The organism is Leclercia sp. EC_58 (genome assembly GCF_019584355.1).
Classification (GTDB): Bacteria; Pseudomonadota; Gammaproteobacteria; order Enterobacterales; family Enterobacteriaceae; genus Enterobacter.
In genome coordinates, this window is record NZ_VDAM01000001.1 from 3,150,660 (window position 1) to 3,164,176 (window position 13,517).

Annotated in this window: 15 protein-coding genes; 6 read left to right on the forward strand and 9 right to left on the reverse strand. The window is 56.5% G+C overall.

Annotated features, from left to right (window positions below; translation table 11 throughout):
* Nucleotides 1–187 precede the first annotated feature (187 nt).
* Nucleotides 188–1,384: a purine nucleoside transporter PunC gene (gene punC, locus FHC51_RS15515; RefSeq protein WP_220435969.1), complete on the reverse strand. Its 1,197-nt coding sequence runs from the start codon at nucleotides 1,382–1,384 to the stop codon at nucleotides 188–190.
* A gap of 115 nt (nucleotides 1,385–1,499) precedes the next feature.
* On the opposite strand from punC, the gene punR reads away from it, so the two are divergent.
* Nucleotides 1,500–2,423 carry a DNA-binding transcriptional activator PunR gene (gene punR, locus FHC51_RS15520; protein ID WP_220435970.1) on the forward strand — a complete coding sequence of 308 codons (924 nt, stop codon included), beginning with the start codon at nucleotides 1,500–1,502 and terminating at the stop codon, nucleotides 2,421–2,423.
* Nucleotides 2,424–2,428: 5 nt separating this feature from the next.
* On the opposite strand, the gene purR is transcribed toward punR, so the two are convergent.
* Nucleotides 2,429–3,454, reverse strand: coding sequence for an HTH-type transcriptional repressor PurR (gene purR, locus FHC51_RS15525; RefSeq protein ID WP_103179356.1), 1,026 nt, complete (start codon nucleotides 3,452–3,454; stop codon nucleotides 2,429–2,431).
* Nucleotides 3,455–3,750: 296 nt separating this feature from the next.
* Here purR and FHC51_RS15530 point away from each other — a divergent pair, with 296 nt between their 5' ends.
* Entirely contained in the window at nucleotides 3,751–3,840 is a 90-nt protein-coding gene (locus tag FHC51_RS15530) for a YnhF family membrane protein (RefSeq protein WP_103179357.1), read from the forward strand.
* A gap of 164 nt (nucleotides 3,841–4,004) precedes the next feature.
* Nucleotides 4,005–5,171 (forward strand): MFS transporter, encoded by a 1,167-nt coding sequence (locus FHC51_RS15535; RefSeq protein WP_220435971.1) that lies wholly within the window; start codon nucleotides 4,005–4,007, stop codon nucleotides 5,169–5,171.
* 38 nt (nucleotides 5,172–5,209) lie between these two features.
* On the opposite strand, the gene sodB is transcribed toward FHC51_RS15535, so the two are convergent.
* Together sodB and FHC51_RS15545 are read right to left on the reverse strand one after the other, a co-directional pair.
* Complete coding sequence (gene sodB, locus FHC51_RS15540) at nucleotides 5,210–5,791, reverse strand: superoxide dismutase [Fe] (protein ID WP_114315184.1); 582 nt, start codon at nucleotides 5,789–5,791, stop codon at nucleotides 5,210–5,212.
* Nucleotides 5,792–5,913: 122 nt separating this feature from the next.
* Nucleotides 5,914–6,735: a C40 family peptidase gene (locus FHC51_RS15545; protein ID WP_220435972.1), complete on the reverse strand. Its 822-nt coding sequence runs from the start codon at nucleotides 6,733–6,735 to the stop codon at nucleotides 5,914–5,916.
* Between the two features lie 336 nt (nucleotides 6,736–7,071).
* On the opposite strand from FHC51_RS15545, the gene grxD reads away from it, so the two are divergent.
* The gene (gene grxD, locus FHC51_RS15550) at nucleotides 7,072–7,419 is read left to right on the forward strand and encodes a monothiol glutaredoxin 4 (RefSeq protein WP_032617810.1); all 348 of its coding nucleotides are present in this window, start codon (nucleotides 7,072–7,074) and stop codon (nucleotides 7,417–7,419) included.
* 44 nt (nucleotides 7,420–7,463) lie between these two features.
* Here grxD and rnt read toward each other — a convergent pair whose 3' ends face one another.
* The 5 genes from rnt to eptA all read right to left on the reverse strand — a co-directional run bounded on the left by rnt (nucleotide 7,464) and on the right by eptA (nucleotide 12,119).
* On the reverse strand, nucleotides 7,464–8,114 hold the full coding sequence (gene rnt / locus FHC51_RS15555) for a ribonuclease T (RefSeq protein ID WP_220435973.1): 651 nt from the start codon (nucleotides 8,112–8,114) through the stop codon (nucleotides 7,464–7,466).
* Between the two features lie 96 nt (nucleotides 8,115–8,210).
* Nucleotides 8,211–8,618, reverse strand: coding sequence for a lactoylglutathione lyase (gloA, locus tag FHC51_RS15560; protein ID WP_103823907.1), 408 nt, complete (start codon nucleotides 8,616–8,618; stop codon nucleotides 8,211–8,213).
* An 83-nt stretch (nucleotides 8,619–8,701) separates the two neighbouring features.
* A complete protein-coding gene (locus tag FHC51_RS15565) occupies nucleotides 8,702–9,799 on the reverse strand; it encodes an alkene reductase (RefSeq protein ID WP_114315181.1) in 1,098 nt (365 codons plus the stop codon).
* Nucleotides 9,800–9,852: 53 nt separating this feature from the next.
* Entirely contained in the window at nucleotides 9,853–10,452 is a 600-nt protein-coding gene (locus FHC51_RS15570) for a TetR/AcrR family transcriptional regulator (protein ID WP_103179364.1), read from the reverse strand.
* A gap of 38 nt (nucleotides 10,453–10,490) precedes the next feature.
* Entirely contained in the window at nucleotides 10,491–12,119 is a 1,629-nt protein-coding gene (eptA, locus tag FHC51_RS15575; RefSeq protein ID WP_220436703.1) for a phosphoethanolamine transferase EptA, read from the reverse strand.
* A 147-nt stretch (nucleotides 12,120–12,266) separates the two neighbouring features.
* Between eptA and FHC51_RS15580 the strand changes: the two genes are divergently transcribed.
* Entirely contained in the window at nucleotides 12,267–12,506 is a 240-nt protein-coding gene (locus tag FHC51_RS15580) for a DUF1289 domain-containing protein (protein WP_103179366.1), read from the forward strand.
* A 49-nt stretch (nucleotides 12,507–12,555) separates the two neighbouring features.
* Nucleotides 12,556–13,452, forward strand: a complete 897-nt coding sequence (locus FHC51_RS15585) for an aldo/keto reductase family oxidoreductase (RefSeq protein WP_220435974.1) — start codon at nucleotides 12,556–12,558, stop codon at nucleotides 13,450–13,452.
* Nucleotides 13,453–13,517: the final 65 nt, after the last annotated feature.

The following is a 13,517-nucleotide window of genomic DNA, read 5'->3' on the forward strand; positions in this document are numbered from 1 at the left end:
AATATCCGACGTAGAACAGAGGAAGGGAGAGGACCCTTGCCGAAAGGCCATCCATGGTAAAACGGGAGCACTCCGGCTCCCGTTAACACTTAATATTTGTAGTATTTATCAGAACGCTTCAGTCAGTATAGGACTGATATCATGGTGATTCAACAAGATATTGTTAGCGCGCTAATTAACTATTCTGTCAGGCGTGGGAAGATTCGGCCTGCGGGCGCTCATCCTGCTGGCCCGCAGGGAGATACTGCATCCGATAGCCAAGCGCAGCCAGCACGACGGTTGCGACCATTACGCTGGTGGTGGTGAGCAACGGGGTAGCAATCAGCCAGGAGACCAGCAGGCTGGCGAGGAAGCAGAGTCCCAGTTGCAGGGTGTTCTGCAGCGCCGCAGCGCTGCCGGTCGCCTGCGGGAAGGGACGCAGCGCCTGCGCTACCACGATAGGGTAGATGGCACCGTTCGCCACTGCCATCAGGCAGAAGGGGGCCAGCAGCGCCGCCAGGCTGACGCCCGGAATAAACCCGACCGCCCAGGTGCCGATCACGCTGACGGCAAACAGGCCCAGCAGCCACGGCAGCATTTGGTGACCCTGCCATTTTTGCAGCGCGGCGCGGCAGCCGTACCCCCCAATCAGGAAGGCGATGGTTTGCGGCACATAGCTCAGGCCAATTACCGCCGGGCTGTAGCCCATATCGTTGAGGATAAACGGCGAGCCGGTCAGCCAGGCGAAGAAGCTGGCGGAACAGGCGGCGTAGATCAGCACGTTACCGTGGTAGATGCGGGAGCGAAGCAGGGTAAAGAAGGTCACGCGGGAGGTTGGCTGCGCCTCTTTTACCGTCACTGGCTTCAGGAAAAAGGCCGGGAGCATCAGCACCAGGGTAATGGCAAACAGCACCGCAAAAATGGCCTGCCAGCTGAAATGGGCGAGGATCCAGCTGCCGAGCAGCGGTGCCAGCGCCGGCGACAAGCCAACCAGCGGCATGATGGTGGCGAAAATGCGGTTGGTTCGCGATGCCGGGTAGTAATCGGTCACCAGCGCCTGCCATGTCACTGCCGCGGCGCAGACGCCCACCGCCTGGATGAAGCGTAGCACCAGCAGCCAGGTGGCGTCGCGTACCCACAGCATGCCGAGGCAACCGAATGCAAAGATGGCTAAGCCAGCCAGCAGCACCGGCTTGCGTCCGAAGCGATCAGACATCGGTCCCCAGAGCAGCTGCGCGAAGGCAAAACCGGCCAGGAAGAGGCTCAGGCTGGCGCTGATGGCGGCAGCCGGGGTTTGCAGATCCGCCTGCATGATGGCGAACGCAGGCAGATACATATCGGTGGCGAGAAAGCCCAGCACGCTCAGGCCGCCGAGCCAGACTAAAAATCCTTTCCCGGGTTGCATTGTTTTATTGTCCTTATGGATGCAGGTTTAGGTAGCCGCTGAGTGTAGGCAGTGCAATCCCGCTTGTGAAACGCTAATATTTGGCGGTTGCATTCAAATTTTTTGCAGGCAGAAAATGTGGTCAGAATATTCCCTTGAAGTGGTGGATGCCGTTGCGCGTAACGGCAGCTTCAGCGGTGCGGCGCAGGAGCTACATCGTGTCCCGTCAGCCATCAGCTATACGGTGCGTCAGCTTGAGGAGTGGCTGGCGGTGCCACTGTTTGAACGGCGTCACCGTGATGTGGAGCTGACACCTGCCGGGCTGTGGTTTCTGAAGGAGGGGCGCTCTGTTATCAAAAAAATGCAGATCACCCGCGAACAGTGTCAGCAGATCGCCAACGGCTGGCGCGGGCATATCTCCATTGCGGTGGATAACATCGTTCGTCCCGAGCGCACCCGTCAGATGATCGTCGACTTTTATCGCCACTTCGCTGACGTTGAGCTGCGGGTCTCCCAGGAGGTCTTTAACGGTGTCTGGGATGCGCTGGCGGACGGCAGGGTGGAGATGGCGATCGGCGCGACCCAGGCGATACCGGTGGGGGGACGCTACGCGTTTCGCGATATGGGCACGCTAAGCTGGGTCTGCGTGGTGGCCAGCCATCATCCGCTGGCCGCGCTTCCCGGCCCGCTCAGCGATGACACTCTGCGCAACTGGCCGTCGCTGGTGCGAGAAGATACCTCCCGCTCGCTGCCGAAACGGATCACCTGGCTGCTGGACAACCAACGGCGGATCGTCACCCCGGACTGGGAATCCTCTGCGACCTGTCTGTCGGCTGGTCTGTGCGTGGGGATGGTGCCGGTCCATTTTGCCCGGCCCTGGATAGACAGTGGTAAATGGGTGGAGCTGACGCTGGAAAACCCCTTCCCGGATGCGGCCTGCTGCCTCACCTGGCAACAAAACGACATGTCACCGGCGCTGGCGTGGCTGCTGGATTATCTGGGGGACAGTGAAACGATGAACAGGGAGTGGCTGCGGGAGCCAGAGGTACTGGCTCCCTGAGCGGATCAACGGCGGTAATCGCGGAACGGGCCATCGGCGACGGAGCGGCGTTCGATCAAACGCGGATGCACTTCAATAGACTGCGACTCTTCACGTTTGTTGACGATACGGTCGAGCAGCATGTTGAAGGCGGTCTCGCCCAGCGAATCTTTTGGCTGGTGGATGGTGGTCAGCGCCGGGGTGAAGAAACGGGCGTTGCGCACGTTATCATACCCGATCAGCGAAACGTCCTGCGGCACGCGCAGCCCCATCTCATCAGCGGCACAGAGGGCACCCATCGCCATCACATCGCCGCCGCAGAAAATAGCGGTTGGACGCGGCGTCTGGGAGAGGATCTGCTGCATGGCGCGATAGCCGGACTCCGGCTCAAAGTCGCCCTGGACGATCCAGTTTTCCGGCACCGTGATTAAGGCCTCTTCCATCGCTTTCATAAAACCGGCCAGACGACCGGCGCCGGTGTTGCGCTCCAGCGCGCCCGGGATGACGCCGATATCGCGATGACCGCGTTCGATCAGATAACGTCCGGCCATGTAGCCACCTTCAAAGGCGTTATCAATGACCGAGTCGGTGAAGTCGGCTTTCGCTTCGCCCCAGTCCATCACCACCATCGGGATGTTGCGATACTCTTCCAGCATCTTAAGCAGCGGCTCCGGATATTCCGAGCACATCACCAGCAGGCCGTCGACGCGCTTTTGCGCCATCATCGACAGATAGGCCCGCTGCTTCTCCAGGCTGTTCCAGGCGTTGCCGAGGATCAGGGTGTAACCTTTCTGGAAGCAGTTTTTCTCTACCGCTTCAATAATTTCTGCGAAGTAGGGGGCTTCGCTGCTGGTCGCCAGCAGGCCGATCGATTTGGTGTGGTTCACCTTCAGACTACGGGCGACGGCGCTCGGAGAATAGTGCAGCTCTTTGATCGCTGCCCAGACGTTGTTACGCGTCTCTTCCGCCACAAAGCGGGTTTTGTTAATAACATGTGATACGGTTGTAGTGGAAACGTTTGCGCGTTTCGCTACGTCTTTAATTGTTGCCATCAGATGTCACTCCAGACCATATCTTAAGCTCCTGAAAAACCAATAGGTAAACGTTTGCCTTCACTCGCCCTAATTGCGCAATTTGAATTGCGGTACGCCGGGAAAACGACACAGGACGTCAGGAGGGGGTCAATGGCCGGTACGCTAATAAATTTAGCGTGGAATTTTGGCTGATCTTTACCAAAAGGGGAAGAGTAAAAATCGATATCATTCTAAATCCAGCAAGATTTTTACCCTGAACTGTGCAAAAATGAGCAAGCTCACTCTTCGTAGGGTGATTAAAAGGAGAAAAATTGATGAGTACCGATCTTAAGTTTTCGCTGATTACCACCGTTATTGTTCTGGGTCTGATCGTTGCCAGCGGACTGACGGCTGCGCTGCACTGATATTTGCGAGGGAGTTAACGCTCCCTCGTCTCCTTACTCTCATTGTTACGCTTCTTGCAAAAATCTTTTGCCAAATTGTTAACTTCTCATTTTTTGTGATTGATGTCATGCTTTCGCCTTCATTGTTCTGTGTCGCCTGACGACACGGTATCCGGAGTTGAAGTATGAAAATCAATTTTCCGCTGCTGGCCCTGGCCATTGGCGCATTTGGCATTGGCACCACCGAGTTTTCTCCAATGGGACTGCTACCGGTTATCGCCCGGGGTGTGGATGTCTCTATTCCCGCTGCGGGCATGTTAATCAGCGCCTACGCTATCGGCGTAATGGTAGGGGCGCCGCTGATGACCTTGCTGCTTTCCCATCGCGGCCGTCGAAATGCGCTGATCTTCCTGATGGCGATCTTTACCGTCGGTAGCGTGCTGTCGGCGCTCTCCCCGGATTACACCACCCTGTTGCTGTCGCGTATTTTGACCAGCCTTAATCACGGCGCCTTCTTTGGCCTCGGGTCGGTGGTCGCCGCAAGCGTGGTGCCGAAGCATAAACAGGCCAGCGCCGTAGCAACCATGTTTATGGGGCTCACCATCGCCAATATTGGCGGCGTACCTGCCGCAACGTGGATGGGCGAAGCTATCGGCTGGCGGATGTCCTTCCTGGCGACGGCGCTTCTGGGCGTGGTCTCGATGGTCGCGCTCTTCTTCTCCCTCCCAGCGGGCGGCGCGGGCGAAAAACCGGAGGTGCGCAAGGAGCTGGCGGTGCTGATGCGCCCGCAGGTGCTTTCCGCCTTGCTGACCACGGTGCTGGGCGCCGGAGCGATGTTCACCCTCTATACCTACATTGCGCCCGTTCTGCATGACATTAACCAGGCGACACCTGCTTTTGTTACCGCGATGCTGGTGCTGATTGGCGTCGGTTTCTCGCTCGGCAACTTCCTGGGCGGTAAGCTGGCGGACCGCTCCGTAAGCGGCACCCTGAAAGGCTTTTTACTGCTGCTGATCGCGATTATGTTGGCGATCCCGTGGCTGGCACGTAATGAAGTAGGGGCGGCGTTCGCGATGGTGGTATGGGGGATGGCGACCTTTGCGGTGGTACCGCCGCTGCAAATGCGCGTGATGCGCGTGGCAAGCGATGCGCCAGGGTTATCCTCCTCCGTCAATATCGGGGCGTTTAACCTGGGGAATGCGCTGGGTGCGGCGGCAGGTGGTGCGGTGATCTCCGGCGGGCTGGGGTACAGCTTTGTTCCGGTGATGGGGGCCATCATTGCCGCGCTGGGGCTTCTGCTGGTGCTAATGGCCGACAGAAAACAACCTGAACCGGTTTGCGCCGCCGAATAACACCAAAACGCAGAAGGCCCGGCCTTCTGCGTTTTTCGTTATGCCGCGAAGTTCTTCGCAACAAATTCCCAGTTTACCAGCGCCCAGAAGTGCTCAAGGTAGTTCGGGCGCGCATTACGGTAATCGATGTAGTAAGCGTGTTCCCATACATCCACCGTTAACAGCGGGGTAGCGTTGCTGGTCAACGGCGTGCCCGCATTGGACGTGGAAACGATGGCCAGTTTCCCGTCCGCCTCTTTCACCAGCCAGGTCCAGCCCGCGCCAAAGTTTTTCACCGCGGCGTCGGTAAACTTCGCTTTAAATTCCGCAAAGCTGCCAAAGGTGGCGGTGATGGCGTCAGCCAGATCACCCGTCGGTTCGCCACCGGCCTGAGGCGCCAGGCAGTGCCAGTAGAAGGTGTGGTTCCACACCTGGGCGGCGTTATTGAAGATGCCGCCCTCAGAACTACGCACGATCTCTTCCAGGGTTTTCCCTTCAAATGGGGTGCCGGCGATCAGGTTATTCAGGTTGGTGACATAGGTCTGGTGGTGTTTGCCGTAGTGGTACTCCAGGGTTTCCGCAGAAATATGCGGGGCCAGGGCGTCTTTTGCATACGGTAATGCAGGTAATTCAAACGACATTGCTTCTCTCCTTATTATAGTGAACCATCCAATAACCATATTGAATGTAAGGATAGAGTAGCAAATTGAAAGACCCTACAAAAGAGGAACTTACCCCGCAGGCTTACCCGCGGGGCAGGGGGTTAACGCAGCGTGCTGGGCTTCATCACGCGGCGAGCGCCAACGTAATGGCGCTGCCAGTAGTCTTCGCTCAGGGAGGTGATCTGAATATCCTGGCCGGTACGCGGCGACTGAATAAATTTGCCGTTGCCAACGTAGACACCAACGTGATCGGCGGTACCGCGACCCTGGGTGCGGAAGAACACCAGATCGCCGCTTTCGAGCTCACCGCGATCCACCGGGGAGGCGTCACGCAGATGGTACATTTCGTTGGCGGTGCGCGGGATGCGGAACTTCACCAGATCTTTATAGGCGTAATAGACCAGACCACTGCAGTCGAAACCGGTACGCGGTGAGCTGCCGCCCCAGCGATACGGTTTACCAATCTGGCCCATCAGTTTATTTAACGCCGTTTTCTGCGCTTTTTGCACCCGGACTTTGTGCGCTTCAGCAAGGGTCGTGGTCTTGCTGGTTTTCACGCACTGCGCTTTACGTCCTTTACGGGATGTACATTTTTCTGTCACAACGCGGGAAGCGGTTTGAGTTGTACGGGGCGCGCTGCGGGAGGAATTTTTGCTTTTCTTACTGGAGGTGGCTGGCTGTGTTTTAGCGAGGCTGCTTTTTTTGCTGCTCTTTTTACTGGCGGTGCTTTTTTTGCTGGTGCTCTCTTTTTTCGTGGTTTTGCCGGTGCTGCTTTTTTTCTTCGGTTCGGTGGCTTTCGCCAGATGCGTTTTGTGGGCGGCAGAAGGCCGCGCCTGCTCTGAGGCATTTGCCACCGGCGTGAAGGTGAGAGATGAAAACAGCAAAGCACAGAGCGTGATCGAGAATTTATTTATTCGCGCCACTGGGCATTCCCCTGGTAATAGCTGGATATAAATTATCCTGCGTCTGATTTACAAAACTTGTCGATTCTAATCTATAAAAAGCCCCTGCGTTAATAAACTTTTTGCATCTAAAACTGCGTTTCGTTAGCAAGTGCAAAAAATCGGAATTTCAACCGGTTGATTTGTACATTCGCTGAGCAAAGACGCAGGGGGGAACGGGATAAGGTAGTTTTACAATGCAACTTTACGCCACGCGCGGTAAAATCATATACGTGACGAAAATGTTATTTTCCGTAGTCGGCCTGAAACGCTACAATGTCAGACTATTGCCGTAACAGAAGTAAAAGGAAGCAAGACATGAGCACTACTATTGAAAAAATTCAGCAGCAGATTGCTGAAAACCCGATCCTGCTGTACATGAAAGGTTCTCCGAAACTGCCTAGCTGTGGTTTCTCCGCTCAGGCGGTGCAGGCGCTCTCTGCCTGTGGCGAACGTTTTGCTTACGTTGATATTCTGCAGAACCCGGATATCCGCGCTGAGCTGCCAAAATACGCTAACTGGCCGACCTTCCCGCAGCTGTGGGTTGACGGTGAACTGGTTGGCGGTTGCGACATCCTGATTGAGATGTATCAGCGCGGCGAACTGCAGCAGCTGATTAAAGAGACGGCTGCGAAGTACAAATCTGAAGAGCCAGGCGCCGAGTAATTTTGCGCACGGTAAATAAAAAAGCGACCTTCCGGTCGCTTTTTTTATGCGTTGTTGCCAACATCTGGCAGCGGCCAGCCGCCGAGACGCTTCCAGCGGTTAACGATTTCGCAAAACAGTACCGCCGTGCGTTCGGTATCGTACAGGGCGGAGTGCGCCTGTGTGCCGTCAAAATCGATACCGGCGGTAATACAGGCTTTCGACAGCACGGTTTGCCCCAGCGCCAGCCCGCTTAAGGCCGCGGTATCGAAGGTCACAAACGGGTGAAACGGATTACGTTTCAGCGACGCGCGCTCGGCGGCAGCCATCATAAAGCTGTGATCGAAGGTGGCATTGTGCGCCACCATGATTGCGCGATTACAGTTCTGCTCTTTCATGCCCTTGCGCACCATTTTAAAGATGGCATGCAGCGCGTCATATTCACTCACTGCCCCACGCAGCGGGTTATGCGGATCAATACCATTAAATGCCAGCGCCTCAGGCTGCAGGTTCGCTCCTTCAAAAGGTTCAACGTGAAAATGCAGCGTTGAATCCGGCAGCAAATTGCCCTGTTCATCCATCTTCAACGTGATGGCGGCAATTTCCAACAGCGCATCGGTTTTGGCGTTAAATCCAGCAGTTTCGACATCAATCACGACAGGATAAAAACCACGAAAACGGTCGCACAGACCGGTAAGTTGAGCGTTATCGGACATCTGGATCTCTTACAAGGGGAAAAAAGCAGTGCGTATTATGGCAAATTTTGAGGCGAGATGCAGTAAAACAACGGGCGCATGGCGCGCCCGTCAGGATCAGTTGCCCAGACCGCGACCGGCGTCTTTGGCTTCGATCAGTTCGATTTTATAACCGTCCGGATCTTCAACGAAGGCGATCACGGTGGTGCCGCCCTTAACCGGACCCGCTTCACGGGTCACGTTGCCGCCATTGCTGCGGATACGCTCGCAGGCTTCTGCCGCGTTATCCACTTCCAGGGCGATATGGCCGTAGGCTGTGCCCAGCTCGTAGCTATCCACACCCCAGTTATAGGTGAGTTCGATAACCGCTTCGTCGCTCTCCGGGCCGTAACCGACAAAGGCCAGGGAGTATTTGTATTCCGGGTTTTCGCTGGTGCGCAGCAGGGTCATGCCCAGCACGTTGGTGTAGAAATCGATGGAACGTTGCAGATCGCCAACGCGCAGCATGGTGTGAAGTAGGCGCATATTATCCTCTTAGCTTTTATCATCTTGAACAGAAACGATGTTTTAGTATAGCGGCGAAGTGTCGCCGCTATCAATGCGAGGGCTTATAAAGAGGGGTAATCGGTGTAACCTTCCGCGCCGCCGCCGTAGAAGCTCTCCGGACGCTGCGGGTTCAGCTCGGCTTTGCGCTGCAGACGAGCCACCAGGTCCGGGTTGGCGATATAGGCGCGGCCAAAGGCCACGGCATCGATCAGCCCTTTGTTAATCAGATCTTCGGCTTTCTCCGGTGTATAAGCCCCGGCACCGATGATCACGCCCGGGAAGCGGTCGCGCACTTTCTGACGGAAGGCATCGGTGTATGGCTCGCCGCCAGCCCAGTCTGGCTCGGACATGTGCAGATAAGCGATGCCGCGTTTTGCCAGCTCTTCGATCAGATACAGCGCGTCGGCTTCTTCGTTCGGGCCGTTATCCACGTTCTGGAAAGAACCGATTGGCGAAACGCGAATACCAATGCGATCCGCGCTCCACTCTGCAGAAACCGCATCAATCACTTCCAGCACCAGGCGGGCGCGATTCTCAACGCTGCCGCCATACTGGTCAGTACGCTGGTTAGAGGAAGGCGACAGGAACTGGTGCAGCAGATAGCCGTGGGCCCCGTGCAGTTCAACCAGATCGAAACCGGCTTCGCGAGCATTGGCGACGGCCTGGCGGAAATCGTTCACGATCCCCGGGATCTCGTCCAGCTCCAGCGCACGTGGCGTGGTGGTGTCAACGCGGATGGCGTTGCCATTCTCATCGCGCAGGGAGGTGCGGGTACCCGCATTGATCGCAGAAGCAGACACCGGCGCCTGACCGCCAGGCTGGATGCTGCTGTGGGAGATACGGCCAGTGTGCCACAGCTGAACCGCGATGCGGCCATCTTCAGCATGCACGCCGTCGGTAATTTTCTTCCACGCCGCGATCTGCTCCGGGCTATGCAGGCCAGGGGCGCCGGCATAACCTTTCGCCTGAGCAGAAATTTGCGTGGCTTCAGAGATGATCAGTCCTGCGCTCACGCGCTGGCGATAGTATTCGCCCATCAGCGGCGTCGGGATATCACCCGGCTCAATGCTGCGCAGGCGGGTGAGGGGCGCCATAAAGACACGGTTTGGTGCTTCGATCGCGCCCACCTTAAGCGGGGTAAACAATTTTTCAGCTGACATAAAGGCTCCTGAGTAGACCGGTCGTCTAGTAATTTGCGAAATAAAAACGCCTGTTAACTGCCAGGCGTAGCAATAATGGTTTTGACATGATCCAGGGCGCTTTCAAGCGGCAGCGCGCTGCGGGACATTTTGGCCTGTAGATTGGCCCCCAGCCACAGGGAGTAGAGCACCTGCGCCTGGGTGAGCGGTTCCCCGACGAAGGCCAGGGATTTCTCTTCGCGACCCTTCGCCAGCGCCTGCGCCAGCAGGGTGATGACACCCGTGGCCCCTTTATCCATTGCCGTGCGCATATCTTCCGAGAGATCGCACACTTCAGCAGAGAGTTTTACCGTCAGACAGCCGCTGATAATGCCCTGGGCGCAGAACTGGGCCAGCGTCTCCTGATAATAAGCCAGAACACGATCGCGATAATTGCCCTGACCGCTGGCGAAATGGCTGGCCAGACGCTGATGGTAATCCGCGTAATGCCGCTCCAGCAGCGCCACGCCAAACGCCTCTTTTGAGCGGAAGTAGTGATAAAACGACCCCTTCGGCACATCGGCGGTTTTCAGCAGCTCGCTCAGACCCATCCCGGTGAACCCGCGGTGCATGCAAAGACGCTCGCCGGTCGCAAGGAGATGTTCGCGTGTATCGTGTTCAGTGTGCTTATTCATGTCGACAATGTAATAGACCAATCGGTCTATTGCAAGCCTTACGTTCGACGACAGGCAGTAAGCAGATCCATCTGCGGCTGATAGACGGAGGTGCGAATGTTCATCATCCCCAGCACCGTGGAGAAGAGATTATCCTGCGACACCGCCTCTTTCGCGGCGTGGTTACGCAGGCACTGCGCATCCACGCCAAAGTTCTTTTTATAGTCCTGCGAGAGCCAGAACATAAACGGAATGTGCGTCTGCTGCGAAGGTGCCAGCATGTACGGCGTACCGTGCAGGTAAAGACCGTTTTCCCCCAGCGATTCTCCGTGATCGGAGAGATAAACCAGCGCCGTGTTCATCGTCGCCTGACGCGCCTTCAGGGCGTCGATAGTTTTACTCACCACGCTGTCGGTATACAGGATGGTATTGTCGTAGGTGTTCATCAGCGCCTGGTGATCGCAGTCCTGGATCTGGTTGGTGTCACAGGTCGGCGTAAATTTGCGGTACTGCTCCGGATAGCGCTGATAGTAGGCCGGGCCGTGGCTGCCCATCAGGTGGATCACCAGCACCGTATCCTGTTTAAGCCCATCCAGGGTCTCATTCAGACGATAGAGGTTAACGTCATCAATACAGGATTTATCCTTACAGAACTGATCCAGCTTCCACTGGGTCATGTCGGTATGCGGGATGCGATTACAGGCCCCTTTACAGCCGCCATCGTTATCCCGCCACAGCAGGTTTACCCCGGCGTGGGCCAGCACATCCAGCAACCCTTCCTGATGATGGGCCAGATCGGCATCATACTTTTTGCGCGGCATTCCTGAGAACATGCACGGCACGGAGACGGCAGTTTCCGTGCCGCAGGAGGAGGCCTGCGGGAAGTTGATCATCTCCTGTTTTTCCAGCTCAGGGTTAGTGTCACGCCCGTAACCGTTGAGGGAGTAATTTTCAGCCCGGGACGCCTCGCCAATCACCAATACCAGCACGGTTTTTTTCTGCTGCGCCAGCAGCACCGGGCCTTTACGCGCGTCTTCCCCGAGGTGGATGAGAGTCTGGTCGCCGGCAAACCAGCGCGCCTTGCTGTACTTAACGATGGCGCTGACGTAATTCGCTGGCGTCACCATTTTGACGATGCCTTTGTTATTGCGAAACAGCGAGGCGTAGTCCTTGTAAAAGAGCGCGGCCACCAGAAGGATCACCACCAGGCTGGCGAGGATGGCCGCCACGCGCATCAACAGCGTCTGCCACCACTTACCCGGACGAATACGAATCAGCGCCAGCACGGCGGCTGGCACCAGCCCGGCGATCGCCAGCCACAGCACCAGCTGCGGGGTGATAAGCGCCGTGGCCTCCTGTGAGTTGGTCTCGAAGACGTTAACCATCATATTCTGGTCAATCACCGCGCCGTAGGTGAACATGAACCAGGTCGCCGCCGCGCATCCCAGGGTGAGCAAAACCAGCAGCGGTTTACGGATAAGTGGAATATTCAGAATGCTGAAGACAATGACCCAGCCGCAGAAAAGCACCAGCGGCACGGTCAGGGCAAAGACAAAATCATGCAGCCGGGCGGGGGCGATGACCTGCCAGCTACGGTGAATAAAGAGGGCGTTTAACAGGGTAAACAGGAGCGCGCAGCCCAGCGTAAATCGCGTGTCGTTACACTGTAACTTTTTTAACATCTGCATCATCGTCAACCAGCAAGAATAGTGATGAAGCGAGTATAGGGAGCGAAGATTAGTGAAACCTTAATGCCACAATTCTGTGGTTGACCTCTTGCGTAACCCCGGCTTAAGGTCTTCACTTTACTGAATCTTGGGTTTCGGGAGGTGGGTGTGGCTGAACAACTGGAGTTCTTTCCTGTCCAGAGCCCGTGCCGGGGTATTTGCCAGTCGGATGAGCGAGGGTTTTGTCGCGGCTGTATGCGCAGCCGGGAAGAGCGTTTTAACTGGCAATCAATGAGCGATGCCCAGAAACAGGAGATCCTGCGCCTGTGCCGTCAGCGTCTTTTGCGCAAATTGCGCGCAAACAAGCCCCCTGAAGCTGAAGAACCTCAGCAGCCCTCACTTTTTTAGCGTCACAAACGCGTATACTCTCCCCAGACTTTTTTTAAAGGAAATTGCTATGGTTCAGCGTATTACCCTTGCCCCGCAGGGCCCGGAGTTTTCTCGTTTTGTGATGGGCTACTGGCGTCTGATGGACTGGAACATGTCCGCCCAGGAGCTGGTCGGTTTTATTGAAGAGCATCTGGATCTGGGGATCACCACTGTCGATCACGCCGATATTTATGGCGGCTATCAGTGTGAAGCGGCCTTCGGCGAGGCGATGAAGCTCTCTCCCGCGCTGCGTGAGCGTATGGAGATCGTCACCAAATGCGGTATCGCCACCACGGCGAAAGCGGAGCATGCCCTCGGCCACTACATCACCGACCGCGACCACATTATTCGTAGTGCAGAACAGTCCCTCACGAATCTGGCGACCGATCGCCTTGACCTGCTGCTGATCCACCGTCCCGATCCGCTGATGGACGCCGATGAGGTTGCCGAAGCCTTCCTCGCCCTGCACCAGAGCGGCAAGGTGCGCCATTTTGGTGTCTCTAACTTTACGCCAGCCCAGTTTGCCCTGCTGCAGTCGCGTCTGCCGTTCACCCTGGCGACTAACCAGGTTGAAATTTCGCCGGTTTATCAGCCGCTGCTGCTGGACGGTACCCTCGATCAGCTCCAGCAGCTGCGTATTCGCCCGATGGCCTGGTCCTGCCTCGGCGGCGGTCGCCTGTTTAATGATGATGCCTTCCAGCCGCTGCGCGATGAGCTGGCGAAGGTGGCCCAGGAGCTGAATGCCGAAACCATCGAGCAGGTGGTCTATGCATGGATTTTACGTCTGCCATCTCAGCCGCTGCCGATCATCGGTTCCGGCAAAATTGAGCGTGTACGTTCGGCGCTGGCAGCAGAGCAGCTGAACATGACCCGCCAGCAGTGGTTCCGCATCCGCAAAGCTGCGCTGGGTTACGACGTGCCGTAATTCTCTATTTGTCTGACTTTCCGGTTAAAACGTTGCCCCTGGTATAAACTTAAGGGGCAAAAAAT